Origin of the sequence: Actinoallomurus bryophytorum (assembly GCF_006716425.1) — a bacterium.
In the GTDB taxonomy this organism is placed as follows: domain Bacteria; phylum Actinomycetota; class Actinomycetes; order Streptosporangiales; family Streptosporangiaceae; genus Actinoallomurus; species Actinoallomurus bryophytorum.
On record NZ_VFOZ01000001.1, the window covers coordinates 3,440,428 to 3,457,145 of the forward strand.

General features: G+C 69.2%; 18 protein-coding genes and 1 tRNA gene. 13 read left to right on the forward strand and 6 right to left on the reverse strand.

The annotated features are described in order from the left end of the window. Positions 1-65 precede the first annotated feature (65 nt). The 4 genes from FB559_RS16060 (at position 66) to FB559_RS16075 (ending at position 4,966) form a co-directional block, all read left to right on the forward strand. On the forward strand, positions 66-1,400 hold the full coding sequence (locus tag FB559_RS16060; RefSeq protein ID WP_141956372.1) for a hypothetical protein: 1,335 nt from the start codon (positions 66-68) through the stop codon (positions 1,398-1,400). Positions 1,401-1,438: 38 nt separating this feature from the next. Further along, the gene (locus FB559_RS16065) at positions 1,439-2,827 is read left to right on the forward strand and encodes a hypothetical protein (RefSeq protein ID WP_141956373.1); all 1,389 of its coding nucleotides are present in this window, start codon (positions 1,439-1,441) and stop codon (positions 2,825-2,827) included. A gap of 82 nt (positions 2,828-2,909) precedes the next feature. Then, entirely contained in the window at positions 2,910-4,169 is a 1,260-nt protein-coding gene (gene serS, locus FB559_RS16070; protein WP_141956374.1) for a serine--tRNA ligase, read from the forward strand. Continuing rightward, on the forward strand, positions 4,166-4,966 hold the full coding sequence (locus FB559_RS16075) for an HAD family hydrolase (RefSeq protein ID WP_141956375.1): 801 nt from the start codon (positions 4,166-4,168) through the stop codon (positions 4,964-4,966). The genes serS and FB559_RS16075 overlap by 4 nt, the downstream gene beginning before the upstream one ends. On the opposite strand, the gene FB559_RS43905 is transcribed toward FB559_RS16075, so the two are convergent. Beyond that, positions 4,961-5,479, reverse strand: coding sequence for a bacterial proteasome activator family protein (locus tag FB559_RS43905; protein ID WP_221640042.1), 519 nt, complete (start codon positions 5,477-5,479; stop codon positions 4,961-4,963). The genes FB559_RS16075 and FB559_RS43905 overlap by 6 nt on opposite strands. An 18-nt stretch (positions 5,480-5,497) precedes the next feature. Continuing rightward, the gene (locus FB559_RS43910) at positions 5,498-6,463 is read right to left on the reverse strand and encodes an NAD(P)H-quinone oxidoreductase (protein WP_185792242.1); all 966 of its coding nucleotides are present in this window, start codon (positions 6,461-6,463) and stop codon (positions 5,498-5,500) included. Positions 6,464-6,651: 188 nt separating this feature from the next. Between FB559_RS43910 and FB559_RS16085 the strand changes: the two genes are divergently transcribed. Further along, positions 6,652-8,460, forward strand: a complete 1,809-nt coding sequence (locus FB559_RS16085) for a nucleotide-binding protein (protein ID WP_141956376.1) — start codon at positions 6,652-6,654, stop codon at positions 8,458-8,460. A gap of 261 nt (positions 8,461-8,721) precedes the next feature. Here the strand turns inward: FB559_RS16085 and FB559_RS16090 are convergent. Continuing rightward, positions 8,722-8,810, reverse strand: a tRNA-Ser gene (locus FB559_RS16090). 97 nt (positions 8,811-8,907) lie between these two features. On the opposite strand from FB559_RS16090, the gene FB559_RS16095 reads away from it, so the two are divergent. After that, the gene (locus tag FB559_RS16095; RefSeq protein ID WP_141956377.1) at positions 8,908-9,825 is read left to right on the forward strand and encodes a TIGR03620 family F420-dependent LLM class oxidoreductase; all 918 of its coding nucleotides are present in this window, start codon (positions 8,908-8,910) and stop codon (positions 9,823-9,825) included. A gap of 4 nt (positions 9,826-9,829) precedes the next feature. On the opposite strand, the gene FB559_RS16100 is transcribed toward FB559_RS16095, so the two are convergent. Then, positions 9,830-10,165: a hypothetical protein gene (locus FB559_RS16100; RefSeq protein ID WP_141956378.1), complete on the reverse strand. Its 336-nt coding sequence runs from the start codon at positions 10,163-10,165 to the stop codon at positions 9,830-9,832. Positions 10,166-10,268: 103 nt separating this feature from the next. Here FB559_RS16100 and FB559_RS44655 point away from each other — a divergent pair, with 103 nt between their 5' ends. The 3 genes from FB559_RS44655 to FB559_RS43915 all read left to right on the forward strand — a co-directional run bounded on the left by FB559_RS44655 (position 10,269) and on the right by FB559_RS43915 (position 12,452). After that, positions 10,269-11,459, forward strand: a complete 1,191-nt coding sequence (locus tag FB559_RS44655; protein ID WP_221640043.1) for a hypothetical protein — start codon at positions 10,269-10,271, stop codon at positions 11,457-11,459. Between the two features lie 66 nt (positions 11,460-11,525). Continuing rightward, positions 11,526-12,257, forward strand: a complete 732-nt coding sequence (locus FB559_RS16120; RefSeq protein WP_141956379.1) for a lysophospholipid acyltransferase family protein — start codon at positions 11,526-11,528, stop codon at positions 12,255-12,257. A 30-nt stretch (positions 12,258-12,287) separates the two neighbouring features. Further along, complete coding sequence (locus FB559_RS43915) at positions 12,288-12,452, forward strand: hypothetical protein (RefSeq protein ID WP_185792243.1); 165 nt, start codon at positions 12,288-12,290, stop codon at positions 12,450-12,452. 50 nt (positions 12,453-12,502) lie between these two features. Here FB559_RS43915 and FB559_RS16125 read toward each other — a convergent pair whose 3' ends face one another. Next, the gene (locus FB559_RS16125) at positions 12,503-13,240 is read right to left on the reverse strand and encodes a M15 family metallopeptidase (protein WP_141956380.1); all 738 of its coding nucleotides are present in this window, start codon (positions 13,238-13,240) and stop codon (positions 12,503-12,505) included. Between the two features lie 89 nt (positions 13,241-13,329). Here FB559_RS16125 and FB559_RS16130 point away from each other — a divergent pair, with 89 nt between their 5' ends. Next, the gene (locus FB559_RS16130; protein WP_141956381.1) at positions 13,330-13,644 is read left to right on the forward strand and encodes a hypothetical protein; all 315 of its coding nucleotides are present in this window, start codon (positions 13,330-13,332) and stop codon (positions 13,642-13,644) included. A 2-nt stretch (positions 13,645-13,646) separates the two neighbouring features. Here FB559_RS16130 and FB559_RS16135 read toward each other — a convergent pair whose 3' ends face one another. Next, positions 13,647-14,108 carry a MarR family winged helix-turn-helix transcriptional regulator gene (locus FB559_RS16135; RefSeq protein WP_141956382.1) on the reverse strand — a complete coding sequence of 154 codons (462 nt, stop codon included), beginning with the start codon at positions 14,106-14,108 and terminating at the stop codon, positions 13,647-13,649. 221 nt (positions 14,109-14,329) lie between these two features. On the opposite strand from FB559_RS16135, the gene FB559_RS16140 reads away from it, so the two are divergent. From FB559_RS16140 to FB559_RS16150, 3 genes are read left to right on the forward strand one after another with little or no spacing between them, the layout of a single operon-like run. After that, complete coding sequence (locus tag FB559_RS16140; RefSeq protein WP_141956383.1) at positions 14,330-15,325, forward strand: pirin family protein; 996 nt, start codon at positions 14,330-14,332, stop codon at positions 15,323-15,325. 59 nt (positions 15,326-15,384) lie between these two features. Next, positions 15,385-16,029 carry a maleylpyruvate isomerase family mycothiol-dependent enzyme gene (locus FB559_RS16145; protein ID WP_141956384.1) on the forward strand — a complete coding sequence of 215 codons (645 nt, stop codon included), beginning with the start codon at positions 15,385-15,387 and terminating at the stop codon, positions 16,027-16,029. A 4-nt stretch (positions 16,030-16,033) separates the two neighbouring features. Beyond that, entirely contained in the window at positions 16,034-16,609 is a 576-nt protein-coding gene (locus FB559_RS16150; RefSeq protein WP_141956385.1) for a TetR/AcrR family transcriptional regulator, read from the forward strand. The last annotated feature ends 109 nt before the right edge of the window (positions 16,610-16,718 follow it).

Sequence of the window (16,718 nt, forward strand, 5' to 3'; positions counted from 1 at the left end):
GACAACTCTCGGTCGGGACAACACGTCATCTAAGGGATTTCGCCCCCTTCCCCTTGGAGACACGTGTGTTCAGAGCTCTCGGAGCCGTACTCGCGGCGGGCCTCATTCTGGCCGCCGCCCAGGTGCCGGCCACGGCCGACACCCGCGCACCGGCGCGGTTCAGCGAGTTCTCGGTCACGCCGACGTCGCTCGACGTCGACCACCCCACGGCGACGTACACGGGGCGTCTCGTCTTCACCGGCGCCGACGGCACCGACCAGGGCGTGCCGGGAGCGCGCGTCTGCCTCGACAAGGACGGGCGGTGCGTCGCGACCACGGAGACGGACGCGGACGGGCGGTTCAGCAGCCCAGTGACCCTGTCCTCGACGGGGGCCCAGCCTCAGTTGAGGGACGGCGAGGCCGAAGCCTTTTTCAACGGCGACGCCGAGCGTCAGAGCACATTCGTGGGATCGGGGATCGCCCTGCACGTCACCCAGGTTCAGGCTCGGATCACCATGGGGTTCGATCACACACCGTCCGTGGTCGGCGATCCGGTGGAGGTCAGCGGACTTCTCGAACGGCAGACGCCGGACGGCGGATGGATCGGCGTCGTGGGACAGACCGTACGTGTGTTCGTGGACGGCACGCGGATCGCCGAGGGGACAACGGCCGCCGACGGCACCTACCGGATTTCCACACGTGTGCCGGTGAGCGACGAGGGCTTCTGGGGCGTCGAGACACCGCTGCCGGGTCGTGGATACCCCTACACCGTCGCGTTCGCGAACACCTGGCAGCGCGCCGCCCACCGCACGCTGGTCACCGGCTTCAACGCCGCGCCCGAGCCGGTCCGCAAGGGTGCCAAGCTCACCGCGACCGGCCGGGTCATGCGGGTGACGGCGGACGGCTCGACGGAGCCGGCGACCGATTACCCGGTGCTGCAGTTCTCGGCCGACGGCAAGAAGTGGACCGACCTGTACGAAGACCACCCGAACAGCCAGGGCTACTTCAGCCTCTCGACTCCGGCGGAGCGCGACGGCTACTGGCGAGTCCGGACGGAAGACTGGCCGGACCTCCCTTCCACGAGCAGCGTGGACTACGTCGACGTCGGGTACCGGACCGCGATCTCGGGCTTCAACGCGTCACCGGAGCCGATCGCGAAGGGCAGGCGCCTGACCGTCGCCGGGACGCTGAAACGCGACACGACGGCCTGGAAGGCGTTCTCCGGCCAGAGCGTCAAGATCTACTTCGCTGCCAAGGGCGCCACGTCCTGGACGTACGAGGGGACCGCGAAGACGAGCTCCACCGGCCACTTCTCCCACACCTTCACTGCGGCCAAGGATGGCACCTGGCGCGCGATCTATGCCGGAAGCACCACTTACGTCACCGTCACCGGTCCGGGCGACTACGTCGACGTGCGCTGACCACCCCCCCTTTTCGTCACCTGCCAGAAGGAACCCTCTTGCGAAGAATCATCGGCGCCCCCGCGGTCGCCGCCGCCGTCATCTCGGCGGCGCTGTTCGTCCCGGCCGATGTGTCGGCACAGGCAGCCGACAGGCTCCCCACGCACTTCAGTGAGTTCACCCTGACGCCCCCAACGGTCGACGTGGACCACGACACCGTCACGTACGCGGGCCGTCTCGTCTACACCGACACTGACGGCACCGACAAGGGCGTGCCCAGTGTCAGCGTCTGTGCCGGCTTCGACGGCGGCTGCGTCAAGAACACGACGACCGACACCGACGGCCGTTTCACCACCGACCTGACGCTGACGACCACCGGGCAGAACCCGACGATGGTCGAAGACGACGCGACCATGTCCTTCCGTGGCAACAGTGACTACAGCCTGGTCAGGACCACGCCGGTCCCGCTGCACGTCCAGTCGGCGACGACCAGGCTCTCCCTGTCGGTGGCCCCGCCGCCGAGCGTGGTCGGCGACACGGTGAACGTGGCCGGCAGGCTCGAACGGCAGACCGCGGACGGTGGGTGGACAGGAGCCCCGGGCCAGTTCGTGCGGATCTACCTCCACGATCCGGTTTCCGGCGCCGACTTTCCTCAGGCCGGCAAGCTCACCGACGCCGACGGTCGCCTCGCGTTCCAGGCCATCGCCTCCAGGAGCGCCCAGTGGATCGCCGAGACCCCCCAGACCTTCAAGAACGCGGTCGGTACGCAGGGACTTGGCCCCTACCTGGGGGCCCGAGCGCAGACCGGCTACATGGTCGTGAAGGATCCCACGCAGATCGTCGGCTTCAACGCCGCGCCGGAGCCCGTCGGAAGGGGCTCGACGCTGACCGGTCACGGGCGGCTGACCAAGACCATGCCGGTCGGCGCGAACGCTCCGGTCAAGGACGGGAACGTCGACCTGCAGTTCTCGGCCGACAACAAGAAATGGACGACGGTCGCCCACGGCGCGGCCGACGCCAACGGGTACTTCACCATCCCCGCGACCGCGACGGGCGACGGCTACTGGCGGGCCACGGTGGCGCCCGGATCGGACTTCCTGCCTTCCACGGGTACCACCGACTACGTCGACACCCGGTACCGGACGCGTGTCACCTCGTTCAACGCCTCGCCCGAGCCGGTGAGCAAGAGGAAGACGATCACCGTCGGCGGGAACCTCCAGCGGTACACCACCGCGTGGAAGGCCTACTCCGGACAGAGCGTGAAGGTCTACTTCGCCGCCAAGGGCGCCACGACCTGGACGTACGAGGGTGCCGCGAAGACGAACTCCACCGGGCACTTCTCCCACGGCTTCAAGGCCGCCAAGGACGGCACCTGGCGCATGACGTACGCGGGCAACTCCTCCTATCTCGCCCTGACCGGTTCGGGCGACTACGTCGACGTGCGATGAGCACCGTGGGAGGCGGCCCTGCCGCCTCCCACCGCCCTTATCCGTTCACGCCGGCCGAGGTCGTACGGGTAACCTCGTCCATGTGATCGACCTGCGAACTCTGCGTAACGACCCGGACCGGTTGCGTGTCAGCCAGCGCACCCGAGGTGAGGACGACTCCGTCGTCGAGCGGCTGCTCGAGCTCGACGAGCGCCGGCGGTCCGCGCTGAGTTCGTACGAGTCGCTCCGGGCTGAGCAGAAGAACGTCGGCAAGTCGGTGTCCAAGGCGCAGGGCGAGGAGCGCCAGAAGCTCCTCGACCAGGCCAAAAACCTGGCACAGCAGGTCAAGGACGCCGACGCCGAGTCACAGCGGCTCGAACAGGAGCTGAACGACCTCCTCAAGGTCGTCCCGAACATCGTCGAGGAGGGCGCGCCGGCCGGTGGCGAGGACGACTACGTCGTGCTCGAGACCGTCGGCGTCCCCCCCACGTTCGACTTCGAGCCGAAGGACCACCTGGAGCTCGGCGAGTCCCTCGGCGCCATCGACATGGAGCGCGGCGCGAAGGTCTCCGGTGCCCGGTTCTTCTACCTGACCGGCATCGGCGCCCAGCTCCAGCTCGCCCTGCTCAACCTGGCGATGGAGCAGGCGATCGGTTACGGCTTCACCGCCATGGTCCCGCCCGTGCTGGTCAAGCCCGAGGCGATGGAGGGCACCGGGTTCCTCGGCGCGCACGCCGCCGAGGTCTACCAGCTGCCCCAGGAGGACCTCTACCTCGTCGGCACCTCCGAGGTACCGCTGGCCGGCTACCACATGAACGAGATCATCAGCGATCTCCCGCGGCGCTACGTCGCCTGGTCCTCCTGCTTCCGCCGGGAGGCCGGCTCGTACGGCAAGGACACCCGCGGCATCATCCGGGTGCACCAGTTCGACAAGGTCGAGATGTTCTCCTACTGCGACCCGGAGAACGCCCAGGAGGAGCACCGTCGCCTGCTCGACTGGGAGAAGGAGATGCTCGCCAAGGTCGAGCTGCCGTACCGCGTGATCGACACCGCGGGCGGCGACCTCGGTACGAGCGCCGCGCGCAAGTTCGACTGCGAGGCGTGGGTGCCCACCCAGGAGCGCTACCTCGAGCTGACCTCGACCTCCAACTGCACCGACTTCCAGGCACGCCGCCTGTCCGTGCGCTACCGCGACGACGGCGGGCGTACCCGCCCGGTCGCGACGCTCAACGGCACGCTCGCCACGACCCGATGGATCGTCGCGATCCTGGAAAACCACCAGCAGGCGGACGGTTCGGTACGCGTGCCGAAGGCCCTGCAGAGGTTCCTCGGCCGCGAGGTGCTCGAGCCCGTCGCCAAATGACGCCTCCGCGCCTGGTCGCCACGGATCTGGACGGCACGACCGTCCGCAGCGACTACACCGTGTCCGAGCGCACGGTGAAGGCGTTCGCACGGGTCGAACGCGCCGGCGCCATGCTCGTCATGGTGACCGGCCGTCCGCCGCGCTGGATCCACCCGGTCGCCAGCGCGGTCGGCCACCAGGGCGTGGCGATCTGCGCCAACGGCGCCATCGTCTACGACCTGCACACCGAGCAGGTGGTCGGCTCGCACCTGATGACCGCCGAGGCGCTGCGCTCGGCGATCTCGGCGCTCACGGCTTCGCTGCCCGGCCTCGGCTTCGCGGTCGAGTACGAAGACGGCATCCAGTACGCGCACGGCTATGAGCTCTCCGGCTGGGACAACGCGGAGAAGGACGGCTCGATCGGGCTCGAGAAGCTCATGTCGCGGCCGGCCGCCAAGCTGCTCGCCCGCCATCCCGAGCTCGACGCCGACGCGCTCTTGGCCGAGGCCACCAAGCTGGTCGGGGACGTCGTGCTGCCCACTCACTCCAACGGCAGGCGGCTGATCGAGATGAGCGCGCTCGGGGTGTCCAAGGCCAGCACCCTCGCCGAGCTGTGCGAACGGCACGGCATCGACGCCGCCGACGTCGTGGCCTTCGGTGACATGCCCAACGACCTGCCCATGCTCATGTGGGCCGGCCGGTCGTACGCGGTGGCCAACGCCCACCCTCTGGTGCTCGAGGCGGTCGACACGAAGGTGGCGGGCAACGACGACGACGGCGTCGCCCGCACCCTCGAAGAACTCTTTCCCGAGCTATAGGTAGGGGCCGGAGGTACGGCCGGGAGCGCTGTCCTCCTGGGGGATGGCACCGGGCGGCAACGCGCGCCGCATCTGCTCCAGCTGCGCACGTGCCGCCATCTGCTGGGCGAACAACGTGGTCTGAATGCCGTGGAACAGCCCTTCGAGCCAGCCGACGAGCTGCGCGTGCGCGACACGGAGCTCGGCCTCACTGGGAACGGCCTCGGTGTCGGTGAACGGCAGTGAGATGCGCTCCAGCTCGTCGATCAGCTCCGGCGCGAGGCCGTCCTCGAGCTCCTTGATCGAACGCTGGTGAATCTGCGCGAGCCGGGCGCGGCTCGCCTCGTCGAGGGGGGCCTGGCGCACCTCCTCGAGCAGCTGTCTGATCATGCTGCCGATGCGCATGACCTTCGCCGGCTGCTCGACCATCTCGGCGACCGAGCGCTCCTCCGACTCACCATCCTCGCCGGAGGCGGTCGCCATGCCGTTCTGCCCGACGACGACGATATGTGGATCCTGGTCGCTGCTGCTCATTGGATTGTCCATGACGCCTCAGTCTCGCACTGTAAGGAGGACTTTGCCGACGTGTGTGCTCTCTTCCAGGATGCGGTGCCCGGCGGCGGCGTCCCACATCGGGACCGTGCGGTCGATGACCGGGCGTACGGCACCGGACTCCACCAGCGGCCACACGTGCTCGCGGACGGACGCGACGATCTCCGCCTTCTCCTCGCGCGGCCGGGCACGCAGCCCCGTCGACTGCACCGAGGCGCGCCGCCGCATCAGCTTGCCGAGGTTGAACTCGGCGACGGCGCCACTCTGGAAACCGATGATCATGAGCCGCCCGCCCGTACCCAGCGTCTCCACGTTACGCGTCAGATAGTCGGCGCCAATGTTGTCCAGGATCACGTCGACCGGTGCGGCCTCTTTGACGAAATCCTCCGTCCGATAGTTGATGGCGATGTCCGCGCCGAGCCCGCGGCAGCGCTGGAGCTTTTCCTCGCTGCCCGCGGTGCACAGCACACGCGCCCCGCGCGCCTTGGCGAGCTGAATCGCGATGGTGCCGATTCCGCTCCCACCCCCATGGACCAGGAATGACTCGCCTTCTCGCAGGCCGGCGAGCATGAAGACGTTGGACCAAACGGTGCAGACGACCTCGGGCAGGCCCGCGGCCTCGACCAGGCTCACGCCTTTCGGAATGGGCAACAGCTGGCCGGCCGGCACGGCCACTCGCTCGGCGTACCCCCCACCGGCCAGCAGCGCGCAGACCTCGTCGCCCACGCGCCACCCGGTCACGCCCTCGCCGAGCGCCGCGATCCGCCCGGACGCCTCGAGCCCGGGGTATTCGGGGGCGCCGGGTGGAGGTGGATAGGAGCCCTGTCGCTGGGAGATGTCGGCCCGGTTGATACCCGCGGCCACGACGTCGAGCAGCACCTCACCTGGGCCGGCGACGGGGCCAGGGACCTCGGTCCATCGCAATACGTCCGGCTCGCCCGGATTCTCGATGACGATCGCATGCATGCGCCACACGTTAGCCGGGCATGGTGACGCGACACGGTATTGGCCGGTACCTACAGTGGCTTAGGCTGCGGATGAGCGTCTATTTGCGGGATCATCCACTGGGCATCCACGAGGGGGACCAAGTGGCAAGAAATGATCAGGATAAACCGGGTCGTTCTCTCGAAGAACAGCTCGCTTCCCTTGATGCGATGAGCGGCAACGAGTCCGCCGAGCCGAGCGGCGAAGAGGATTCCGCCAAGGAGGCCGAGGCTTCCGACGCGTGGACCAGTACGCCGCCCGCACCGGCCTTCCCCCAATATCCCGGCCCGCCCGCGCAGGACCCCGCCGCGGACGGACAGCAGCCCCAGGGCTTCCCCGGATATCCACCGCAGGACTTCGGCGGAGTGCCCCAGCCGCCGCAGTTCCCCGGCGTGCCCGGGCAGGACTACGGCGGCTACCCGCCGTACCCACCGCCGGAGCAGGCGGGCCCCCCGGCGTACGAGTCGGTCCCATCTCCGCACGAAGCCATGCCACCGAACGGCACCGGATCCGCCGAGGACCAGTCGCCGCCCGCCGCGGAGCCGGAGGAGTACGACGAGGCCGAGCGCACCCAGTACGTCGAGCCGCGTCCGCCGGCCGAGACGACCCAGCTCGACGGCGGCTACGAGGGATACAACGAGGGCGGCTACCAGGGTTACGCGCCCCCGTACCCGGCCCAGCAGTTCGGCCCGCCGGCCGGCGCCGAGCAGGCACCGCAGTACTACGGTCAGCCCGGCGCCGAGCAGGCGCCGCCGGCGTACCAGTACCCCCCGCAGCCCGAGCAGGGTGCGTACTACCAGCAGCAGTACGCCCCGCCGCAGCAGTACGGTCCGCCGCCGGGTGCCGAGCAGCAGCCCTACCCCGGCCAGGGCTATGGTCCGCCGCCGGGTGCCGAGCAGCAGCCCTACCCCGGCCAGGGGTACGGCCCGCCGCCCGGCGCCGAGCAGGCCTACCCCGGCCAGGGATACGGTCCGCCGCCCGGCGCGGAGCAGGGCCCGCCGCTGGCCCCGCTGCCGGAGGCGTACGGCCAGCAGCCGGAGGGCAGCGGCCAGACCGCCGACAGCCTGAGCGCGGACATGCTGCTGCGCGGCCGACGGCACGCGCCCGCGGGCGGCTGGCGGCGCGCCGTCTACAAGGCGTCCGGCGGCGTGATCCATCCCGGTGAGTCCCCGCAGGAGATGAAGCGCCGCGAGCTGCTGGCGCGCGCACGCACGCCGGTCGCCGGTGGCCACCACCGCGTCGCGGTGATGAGCCTGAAGGGCGGCGTGGGCAAGACGACCACGACCGTCGGCCTCGGCGCGATGCTGGCCTCGATGCGCGGCGACCGGGTCATCGCCGTCGACGCCAACCCCGACCGCGGCACACTGTCGGACAAGGTACGGCTGGAAACGGCCACGACAGTGCGCGACCTGCTGAACGAGCACGAGCAGATCCAGCGCTACGCCGACGTCCGCGCCTACACCTCCCAGTCGTCCTCACGGCTCGAGGTGCTGGCCTCCGACCGCGACCCCGCGGTCTCCGAGGCGTTCAGCGAGGACGACTACCGCACCGTCGCGCACGTCCTGGAGCACTTCTACTCGATCTGCCTCACCGACTGCGGCACGGGCCTGCTGCACTCGGCGATGGCAGGCGTCCTGGGCCTGGCCAACCAGCTGGTCCTGGTCAGCTCACCGTCCGTCGACGGCGCGAGGTCGGCCAGCGCCACGCTCGACTGGCTGGAGGCCCACCACTACGGCGACCTCGTACGCAACGGAGTAGTGGTCCTGTCGATGGTCCGCTCCCGCAGCAGAAGCACAGTCGACCTGGACCGCCTCCAGGCCCACTTCGAAAGCCGCTGCCGCGCAGTAGTAAGAATCCCCTACGACCCCCACCTGGAAGAGGGCGCGGAAGTAGAACTCGAACAACTCTCCACGGCAACCCAAGAGGCCTACCTGGTCCTAGCCGCCACAGTCGGCGACGGCTTCGCCTGGCCCCACTAACGAAGGCCGCCAAGGCGCGGGAGGACGGCAGCCGTCAATCGCGGGGACCCAGGGATTGGGGCCTTCCAGGATGGGCGCAGGTCCGGTGAGATGCTGCCCCAAAAGGGGCAGCGGTCCGTAGGTCAGGCCCACCGACCCGACCCGAGCCGCGGCGGGAAGAGGGCAACCGTCAATCGCGGGGGTCCGGGGGGCTCGGCCCCCCGGGGGAAACGGCGGGCCCCGGCGAAGCCGCCAAAGCGGCGAGCAGGTAGGGCCGCCTCGCGGAGGGTGTGGGATTCGAACCCACGAGGACTGTCACCAGCCCTGGGCGCTTTCAAGGCGCCTGCACTAGTCCACTATGCGAACCCTCCAGGCGAGTCCACGATAGCGGTCCGGCCGGGCCATCGCCTCTCGCGGCGCGGTGAGAACGGACCCGCAGCGGGCAGGTTAGGAGAAGGGGGGTTCACGATGGCCGAACGCAAATCAGCACCGCCGCCGGATGTGGCCGAGGTCAAGCGCCGGCTCGGCAAGGTCGGCGTCTGGCTCATGTCCGCGGGGGAGGCGTCCGCCGAGGCCGAACGCCGCCTGGTGGTCGCGATCGAACAGCTCGGCTACGGCGCGTTCTGGTTCGGGGAGGCGCCGCGTACGAAAGAGGCGTTCACCCATGCCGCGGCCGTGCTGTCCTGGACCGAGCACATGCAGGTGGCCACCGGCATCGCCAATATCTGGGGTCGTGACGCGGTGACCGCCGCCAACGGCGCGGGCACCCTGGGCGATGCCTGGCCGGGCCGGTTCGTCCTGGGCCTCGGTGTCAGCCACGCGCCGGTGGTCAACCCGCGTGGTCATGACTACGGCAAGCCGCTGGCGACGATGCGTTCCTACCTCGATGCCATGGACTCGGTGGAGTTCGTCCCGCCGCTGGCCGAGACCCCGCCGCGCGTGCTGGCGGCGCTGCGTCCCAAGATGCTGGAGCTCGCCAAGACCCGCGCCCAGGGCGCGCACACGTACTTCGCCACGCCAGAGCACACCGCGCGTGCCCGCGAGGCCCTGGGTGAGGACCCGGTCCTGGCGGCCGAGCTGGCCGTGGTCGTGGACACCGACGCGGAGACCGCCCGCGCGGCCGCCCGTGAGTACGCCGCGTTCTACCTCAAGTTGCCGAACTACCTCAACCACCTGCGTGAGCTGGGATTCACCGACGAGGACCTGAAGGGGAGCGACGCGCTCATCGACGCCGTTATCCCGTGGGGTGACCCGGACACCATCGCCGAACGCGTCCGCGCCCACCACGAGGCTGGTGCCGACCACGTGTGCGTGCAGCCGATCGCCGCGACCGTCGACCAGCAGGCCGAGCACCTGCGTCTGCTGGCTCCCGTACTGACCGCCTGATCGGTCAGGGCACCGGCCACTGCCGCCAGTCGTGCCCCTCGCGCCAGTCCGGGGAGCCGGTGGCCCAGCCGGTCAGGACGGTGAAGGTCTGGCGCAGGTCCGCGGCGCCGGTCTCGAAGTGCTGGTCGGCGGCGCCCGTACGGTACTCGATCGTGTACGTCCCATCGAGCTCGCGGTAGATCTGCATGTAGTGCTGGTCGTTGGGCGCGTCGAGACGGTCGACGACCAGGAACTGGTTCCCGGGGCCGAGCTCACCGAGGAGCCGGAGCAGCAGCGCCTCGTTGGGAGCGTCGTAGGACCGGCCGGCCGCCGTCTCCGCTCGTAGTGCCCATTCCGCCATTCCCGCGACGTTATGACATTTCCAGGCTTGATGAAGCATCGCCTTGCGTCGTCCCTGCCCCCATACGGTCTCAGCGTTCAGTCCGATACAGGGGGAGCACCCAGTGAAACGGATAAAGACCATCGCGGTGGCAGCAGGTGCGGTCGCCGCCGCGACCTCGCTTTCGGTGGGAGCGTGGGCGGCGACCGGCTACTCACACCCGGCACCGAAGAAGCAGGCGGCGCCCGCGGCACGGCCGAACGCGAACGCCGCGGCCGAGCCCGCCGGCGCCCCGGCCACCGAGGTCCAGCCCAAGAGCGCAGCGGCCGCGACCGGCCTGGTCAAGCCGGGCCAGATTCTCCACGTCGGCAAGTGGGTCCGGTCGCCGAACGGAAAGTACGGACTCATCCTGCAGACGGACGGCAACCTCGTCCTCTACCAGGGCAAGAAGGCCCTGTGGTCCACGGGCACCGGGCGCCAGGCCGGCGCCTCGGCGGTCATGCAGACCGACGGCAACCTGGTCGTCTACAGCACCGCCAAGAAGGCGCTGTGGTCGAGCAACACCGGACGTCACGCGGGCGCGACGCTGGCCGTGCAGGACGACGGCAACCTGGTGATCTACAGCAAGGCCAAGAAGGCCTTGTGGTCGCGGCACGTCACTCTGGGATCTCTCCGGCCCGGCTACGACCTGCCCCAGGGCCAGGCCGTGCGCTCGATGAACGGTGACTACACGCTGAGCCAGCAGACCGACGGCAACCTCGTCCTCTACCGGGGCAAGACGGCGCTGTGGAGCTCGGAGACCGGCCGGAACCCGGGCGCGTACGCCGTCATGCAGACCGACGGCAACCTGGTCGTCTACAGCAAGGCCAAGAAGGCCCTGTGGTACAGCAACACCTCGGGGCACCCCGGCGCGGCCCTCGAGGTGCAGAACGACGGAAACCTGGTCATCTACAGCACCGCGCACAAGGCGCTGTGGTCGCGGCACATGGCCGTCGCCAGCCTGGCCCCGGGCCAGAAGGTGAGCACCGGCAACGCCGTCCGCTCATCCAACGGGGTGTACACCCTGCAGCAGCAGACCGATGGAAACCTCGTGCTCTACAAGAACGGCAGCACGGCCATCTGGAGTACGAGCACCCAGGGTTCGGGCGTCTACAGCCTCATGCAGACGGACGGCAACTTCGTGGTCTACCAGGGCACCAAGCCGCTCTGGAGCACCAAGACCACGAGCCCGGGCGCGACGCTTGCCGTGCAGGACGACGGCAACCTGGTGATCTACAGCAAGGACCATCGGGCCATCTGGGCCAGCAGGAAGTAGCGGCCGCACGGCGGTCCCGCACCCGGTGCGGGGCCGCCATGCGCATGAGTGGGTTACGGTTCGGCCATGGCTGAGATCGTCTACCCCCCGGTCCTCGTGGCGGCGCACGCGATGTTCCGCGCGCTCGACATGCGCATCCACATCGACGGAGCGGAGCATGTTCCGGCCAGCGGCGGCGCGGTGCTCGCGAGCAACCACGTCAGCTACCTCGACTTCATCTTCGTCGGGCTGGGGGCGCGGCCGGCCCGGCGGCTGGTGCGCTTCATGGCCAAGCAGGAGGTGTTCGCGCACCGGATCTCCGGGCCGCTGATGCGCGGCATGCACCACATCCCGGTAGACCGGAACGCCGGAAAGGCCGCGTACGAGGACGCCGTCGGCAACCTGCGCGACGGGGAGGTCGTCGGCGTCTTCCCGGAGGCGACGATCAGCCGTTCGTTCACCGTCAAGGGCTGCAAGAACGGCGCCGCGCGTATGGCCGCCGAGGCCGGTGTCCCGCTGATCCCGATGGCGGTCTGGGGCACCCAGCGGCTGTGGACCAAGGGCCGGCCGCGAGCGCTGGGCACCCGGCACGTACCGATCACGATCCTCATCGGCGAGCCCGTTCGGCCCGAACCCGACGACGATCCGGAGGAGGTCACCGCCACCGTTCGTGCCCGGATTCAGGAACTCCTGGACCTGGCGCAGCGCGACTATCCGGACAAGCCCGCGCAGGATGCCTGGTGGGTGCCCGCCCATCTCGGTGGTTCGGCCCCGACGCCGGAAGAGGCCGCCGTACTGGATGCCGGGAAAGGCCGATGACCTCCGGGTTCCTCTACTAGGGTCGGGCCCATGGCGAGAAACGAACAGGATCCCGCGGCGAGCACGCAGCAGTTCCGGGCGTTCGCCAACAGCGGTGAGGCCGCTCGGAAGAGCCCGAAGACCGGTTTGATCATCGGCGTGGTCGTCGGCGTCATCGTCGTCCTCGCGGTGATCGCCGCAGTCGCCCTCGGCTGACATAGCGGGCGCGGAAGACCGGCGGGCGCCTCGGCGCCGGCCGGTGATGTTCAGTGCCCGGTCACCGAAAAGTGCTGGAAGTCCCAGGGGCCACCCCAGGTGCCGCCCCATCCCCAGCCGATCGAACGGAACGCCTTCACGGTCTTGTCGCCCGCGTGGATCAGCCCCGGGTCCTTGCGCGTGCGCTTGCCGTACTTGACGCACTTGGGATGCTCGATGTGGCCGTTCGGGTGGACGTAGGGGTTCTCGCAGGTGTTCACGTCGACGGCGTGCCCGTACGCGTGCTGCGACCACGAGCTCGCGCCGGTGGCGTTGCGGCAGTTGAACGCCGAGGTGTTGTCCGCCTCGATCGACTTGAAGTCGCTGCCGCCGTACTTGTCCACGAGCTCCATGCGCCGGATCGGGTAGCGCTCGTCGTACAGCTTGTGGAAAACCTTGACGATCTTGGTCGCGACGTCCTCGTTGACCACCAGCTGGCCGTCGTGGGGCTTTTTGTCCATGCCCCAGTAGGTCATCTTGATGAGGCGAAGGTCGCCGACCCCGACAGGACAGCCGGGATGCCAGGAGTGCTTGACCGTCGCGCGGGTGACCTTGTCGATCTTCGACGAGAAGGGGCGCGGCCCGGCCGGCGAGTGCGACGGCGTGGCGCTCACGGTGCTTCCGGTGAGCGAGGGCACGGGGACGGCCGGGGACGGCGGGGACGCCGCGGTCGGCTCGCTCCCGCCGCAGGCCGACGAGAGCGCCAGGCACAGTCCGGTCGCGAGGATTCCGAGGGTCGCGCGTTGCATAGCGGAAGGATTACACGGTTGGAGCCGTGCTTCGGCCCATTCATGCGGGACGATTGGAGTTCCTAAGTCCAGGCAACAGAGGACCGATCATGGTGGAAACGGACCAGAAGGGCCGACCGCCCCTCGGTATGCGCGAGATCACCGCGGTGGGGAGCGGTCTCGGCACGTTCATCCTGGTAGACGCGATCATGATGTACTCCGCGTTCGAGCGGAACGTCATGCACGGCAAGGACGCCAACCTGGTGGCCCAGGCGCTGGCCCTGGTGCTGCTCGCGTTCGGCCTCGGCGGCTTTCTCGCCTACAAGATGACCGGGTTCATGCGCCTGTACGGCGTGGGGCTGATGTGCGGCTGGACGTTCCTGACGCTGTTCTCGCTCGGCTTCTGCACGGGCTTGAACACCTAGGACTAGCGGGCCTTGTCGACCTGTTCGGCGATGGCGGTGAACGCGCGGCCGATGGCGGCCAGGTCCTCGGGGTCGATCACGTCGATGAAGAACTGCCGCACCGTCGCGACATGATCGACGGCGGCCTTCGACAGGAACGCGAAGCCATCGTCGGTGAGCTCGGCGTTGACACCACGCTTGTCCGCGCCGCAGGTGTTGCGGGCGACGAGGCCCTTGCACTCGAGACGGGACACGGTGTGGGAGAGGCGGCTGCGCGACTGGCTGGCCACGTCGGCGAGCTCCGCCATTCGCAGCCGCCGCTCGGGTGCCTCCGACAGACGCACGAGGATCTCGTACTCCGCCATGGTCAACCCGTGCTTGGCCTTGAGGTCGCGATCGAGAAGATCGGCCAGCCGGACACTGCCCTCGACGTAGGAACGCCAGTCGCGCTGCTGAAAGGTGTCTAGCCAGCGCGGTTCGGTCATACCACGATCATACACCGTTGATTGAAGCTTCAACGAAAGTTGCACTGTCACCGTGATCTCGCGACCCTGTGAGCCTACGCGTCCGCACGCGTACGCATCGGGCTTTCGGTGCGAGCGGCACTGGTTCATGATTGCCGAGCGACGCAGGAGGTCCGACCCCTGCTGGAATAGTTGAAACTTCAACTTGGTTGACGAGGTCATAACCGACCGAGGAGGGCACGATGCCTGCCGTAACCGCGGATCCGCTGACCCTGACGAGACTGCCCCGGCTTCCGGAGCAGGAGACCGCGTGGCGTCCCGTCACACGCGTCATCACCGCCGGCCACCACCTGGAGGGCGAGGGCTTCGCGGTACGCCGGCCGTTCCCGGGCGTCGACCTCTCCCTCGCCGACCCGTTCCTGCTGCTCGACCACATGGGCGCCGTGGAGTACGCCCCAGGCGAGGCCAAGGGCACACCGTGGCACCCCCACCGTGGCTTCGAGACCGTGACGTACATCATCGACGGCGCCTTCCAGCACCAGGACACCACGGGCGGCGGCGGCCTGATCGCCGACGGCGCCACGCAGTGGATGACCGCGGGCGCCGGCATCCAGCACATCGAGCAGCCCACACCCGAGCTGGTCGCCGCGGGCGGCCTGTTCCACGGCGTGCAGCTGTGGGTGAACCTTCCCCGCGACCACAAGTGGGTGCCGCCGCGCTACCAGGACATCGAGTCCCGCGACGTCTCCCTTCTCAGCAGCGACGACGGCTCGTCCGTCGTACGGGTCATCGCCGGCGAGCTGGCCGGGCACAAGGGACCCGGCGTCACCTACACCCCGATCACCTACCTCCACGCGACCGTCGCGCCCGGCGCGAAGCTGACGCTGCCGTGGCCGCGCGACTTCAACGCGATGGTGTACGCCCTCAGTGGGCGCGGTGCTGCCGGTACGGGCGCGCGCTCGGTCGACGAGGGCCAGCTCGCGGTGTTCGGGCACGGCGACGCGCTGACCGTGACCGCGGCGGCCTCACAGCCGCAGGCGGCCAGGAACGGCTGGGAGATCCTCATCCTCGGCGGGCTGCCGATCCGCGAGCCGGTCGCGCGGTACGGCCCGTTCGTGATGAACACGCGCGAGGAGATCGTCGAGGCGTTCCAGGACTTCCAGGCCGGGCGGATGGGGACGGTGCCGGCCGAGCGGGTCCCGCACCTCAGCAGCGCGGATGAGTCCGTCGAGGACTAAAGACATACAGACTGCATGTATGTAAAGTGCCTCTCGAACCACACAGAGAGGCACTGGCCATGAAGCGTGCCGACGTCATCGTGGGCCTGTTCGCGGAGTACGACGCGTTCGCCGGGCTGATAGGGCGGCTGACCGGCGAAGAGTGGCGGACGCCGACCCGGTGTGAGGGCTGGGAGGTACGCGACGTCGCCGGCCATGTCATCGGCAACGTCGTCGACTCCATGACCGGGGAGATCGGCAAGCGCACTCCCAGCGAGCAGGCGCGGGCGTTCCGCGACGGCACGCCCGCCGAGCTCGCCGTACGGCTCCGTGAGACCGCGGCGCGCATACGCCCGTTCTTCGAGAGCCTGAGCGACGACGACTGGGCCAGGCCGAGCCCGGTCCCCGGCCGCGACCTGGGCAACGGCATCCTGACGCTCTGGTACGACGTGTTCGTCCACGCCGACGACATCCGTACGGCGCTCGGGCGGCCCGGCGAGCGGGGGCCCGGACTGGAGGCGAGCGTGCACTGGCTCGCCGGCGAGCTCGAACGCCTGGAGAGGGGACCGGTGACCATCGCGCTCGACGGCTTCGGCGAACGCGAGATCGGCGCGGGCGGACCGGTCCTGCGCGGCGACCCGATGCGCTTCGTCCTGGTCGCCACCGGCAGAGAGGACCCGGCGACGCTCGGCGCGGACGAGAGCATCAACGTCCACCTACGATGACCCCATGAGCCGCAAGGCGGAACAGGGCGAGGCGACACGCGGAGCGCTCGTCGACGCAGCCCTCGCGCTGTTCACCGCGGGCGGTTTCGCGGACACCTCGACGACCGAGATCGTGCGGCGTGCCGACGTCACCCGCGGCGCGCTCTACCACCACTTCGCCGACAAGGAAGCCGTCTTCCGTGCCGCGTACGAGGCGATCGAACGCGACATCTTCGAACGCTGCCTCACCGCGGCGAAGGGGAAGACCGGCATCGAGGCGCTGAAGGCCGGCATTGGCGCCTACCTCGATGCCTGCCTGGAAAAGCCCGTCCAGCGCATCCTGCTCACCGAGGGCCCGCTGGTCCTCGGCTGGGACCGCTCCCTGCGCTTCGACGACCCGCACTGCGCACGGCTGCTGCTGCGCGCGTCCGTACGAGAGCTGGCGCCCGGACCGCCCGAGCCCCTCGCCCACCTGCTGTACGGCGCCCTGCTGCAGGCCGGCCTCGTCATCGCGGACGCGCCCGGCCGGCGTACGGAGATGGGGGACGCGATGGACGCCCTGGTCGATTCTTTGTTCGAAAAAGAGCCTCGCTTCTCCTGACGTATCTCCGCCCCGTGCGCTACGGTGATGAACCTCTTCGAACACAGGTTCGATGCGCTCATGAGGGGAGGCGGGCCGGGTGGCGACACTCATCGCCCCGGTCGCGACG

What these genes read in the sequence shown, in the direction of transcription:
- FB559_RS16075 (WP_141956375.1), top strand. Translation starts at nt 4,166, where the DNA reads ATGACGCCTCCGCGCCTGGTCGCCACGGATCTGGACGGCACGACCGTC.
- FB559_RS16145 (WP_141956384.1), top strand. Translation starts at nt 15,385, where the DNA reads ATGAAGCGTGCCGACGTCATCGTGGGCCTGTTCGCGGAGTACGACGCG.
- FB559_RS16125 (WP_141956380.1), bottom strand. Translation starts at nt 13,240, where the DNA reads ATGCAACGCGCGACCCTCGGAATCCTCGCGACCGGACTGTGCCTGGCG.
- FB559_RS16085 (WP_141956376.1), top strand. Translation starts at nt 6,652, where the DNA reads ATGAGCGGCAACGAGTCCGCCGAGCCGAGCGGCGAAGAGGATTCCGCC.
- FB559_RS43915 (WP_185792243.1), top strand. Translation starts at nt 12,288, where the DNA reads ATGGCGAGAAACGAACAGGATCCCGCGGCGAGCACGCAGCAGTTCCGG.
- FB559_RS43910 (WP_185792242.1), bottom strand. Translation starts at nt 6,463, where the DNA reads ATGCATGCGATCGTCATCGAGAATCCGGGCGAGCCGGACGTATTGCGA.
- FB559_RS43905 (WP_221640042.1), bottom strand. Translation starts at nt 5,479, where the DNA reads ATGAGCAGCAGCGACCAGGATCCACATATCGTCGTCGTCGGGCAGAAC.
- FB559_RS16120 (WP_141956379.1), top strand. Translation starts at nt 11,526, where the DNA reads ATGGCTGAGATCGTCTACCCCCCGGTCCTCGTGGCGGCGCACGCGATG.
- FB559_RS16100 (WP_141956378.1), bottom strand. Translation starts at nt 10,165, where the DNA reads ATGGCGGAATGGGCACTACGAGCGGAGACGGCGGCCGGCCGGTCCTAC.
- FB559_RS16150 (WP_141956385.1), top strand. Translation starts at nt 16,034, where the DNA reads ATGAGCCGCAAGGCGGAACAGGGCGAGGCGACACGCGGAGCGCTCGTC.
- FB559_RS16135 (WP_141956382.1), bottom strand. Translation starts at nt 14,108, where the DNA reads ATGACCGAACCGCGCTGGCTAGACACCTTTCAGCAGCGCGACTGGCGT.
- FB559_RS16130 (WP_141956381.1), top strand. Translation starts at nt 13,330, where the DNA reads ATGGTGGAAACGGACCAGAAGGGCCGACCGCCCCTCGGTATGCGCGAG.
- FB559_RS16140 (WP_141956383.1), top strand. Translation starts at nt 14,330, where the DNA reads ATGCCTGCCGTAACCGCGGATCCGCTGACCCTGACGAGACTGCCCCGG.
- FB559_RS16095 (WP_141956377.1), top strand. Translation starts at nt 8,908, where the DNA reads ATGGCCGAACGCAAATCAGCACCGCCGCCGGATGTGGCCGAGGTCAAG.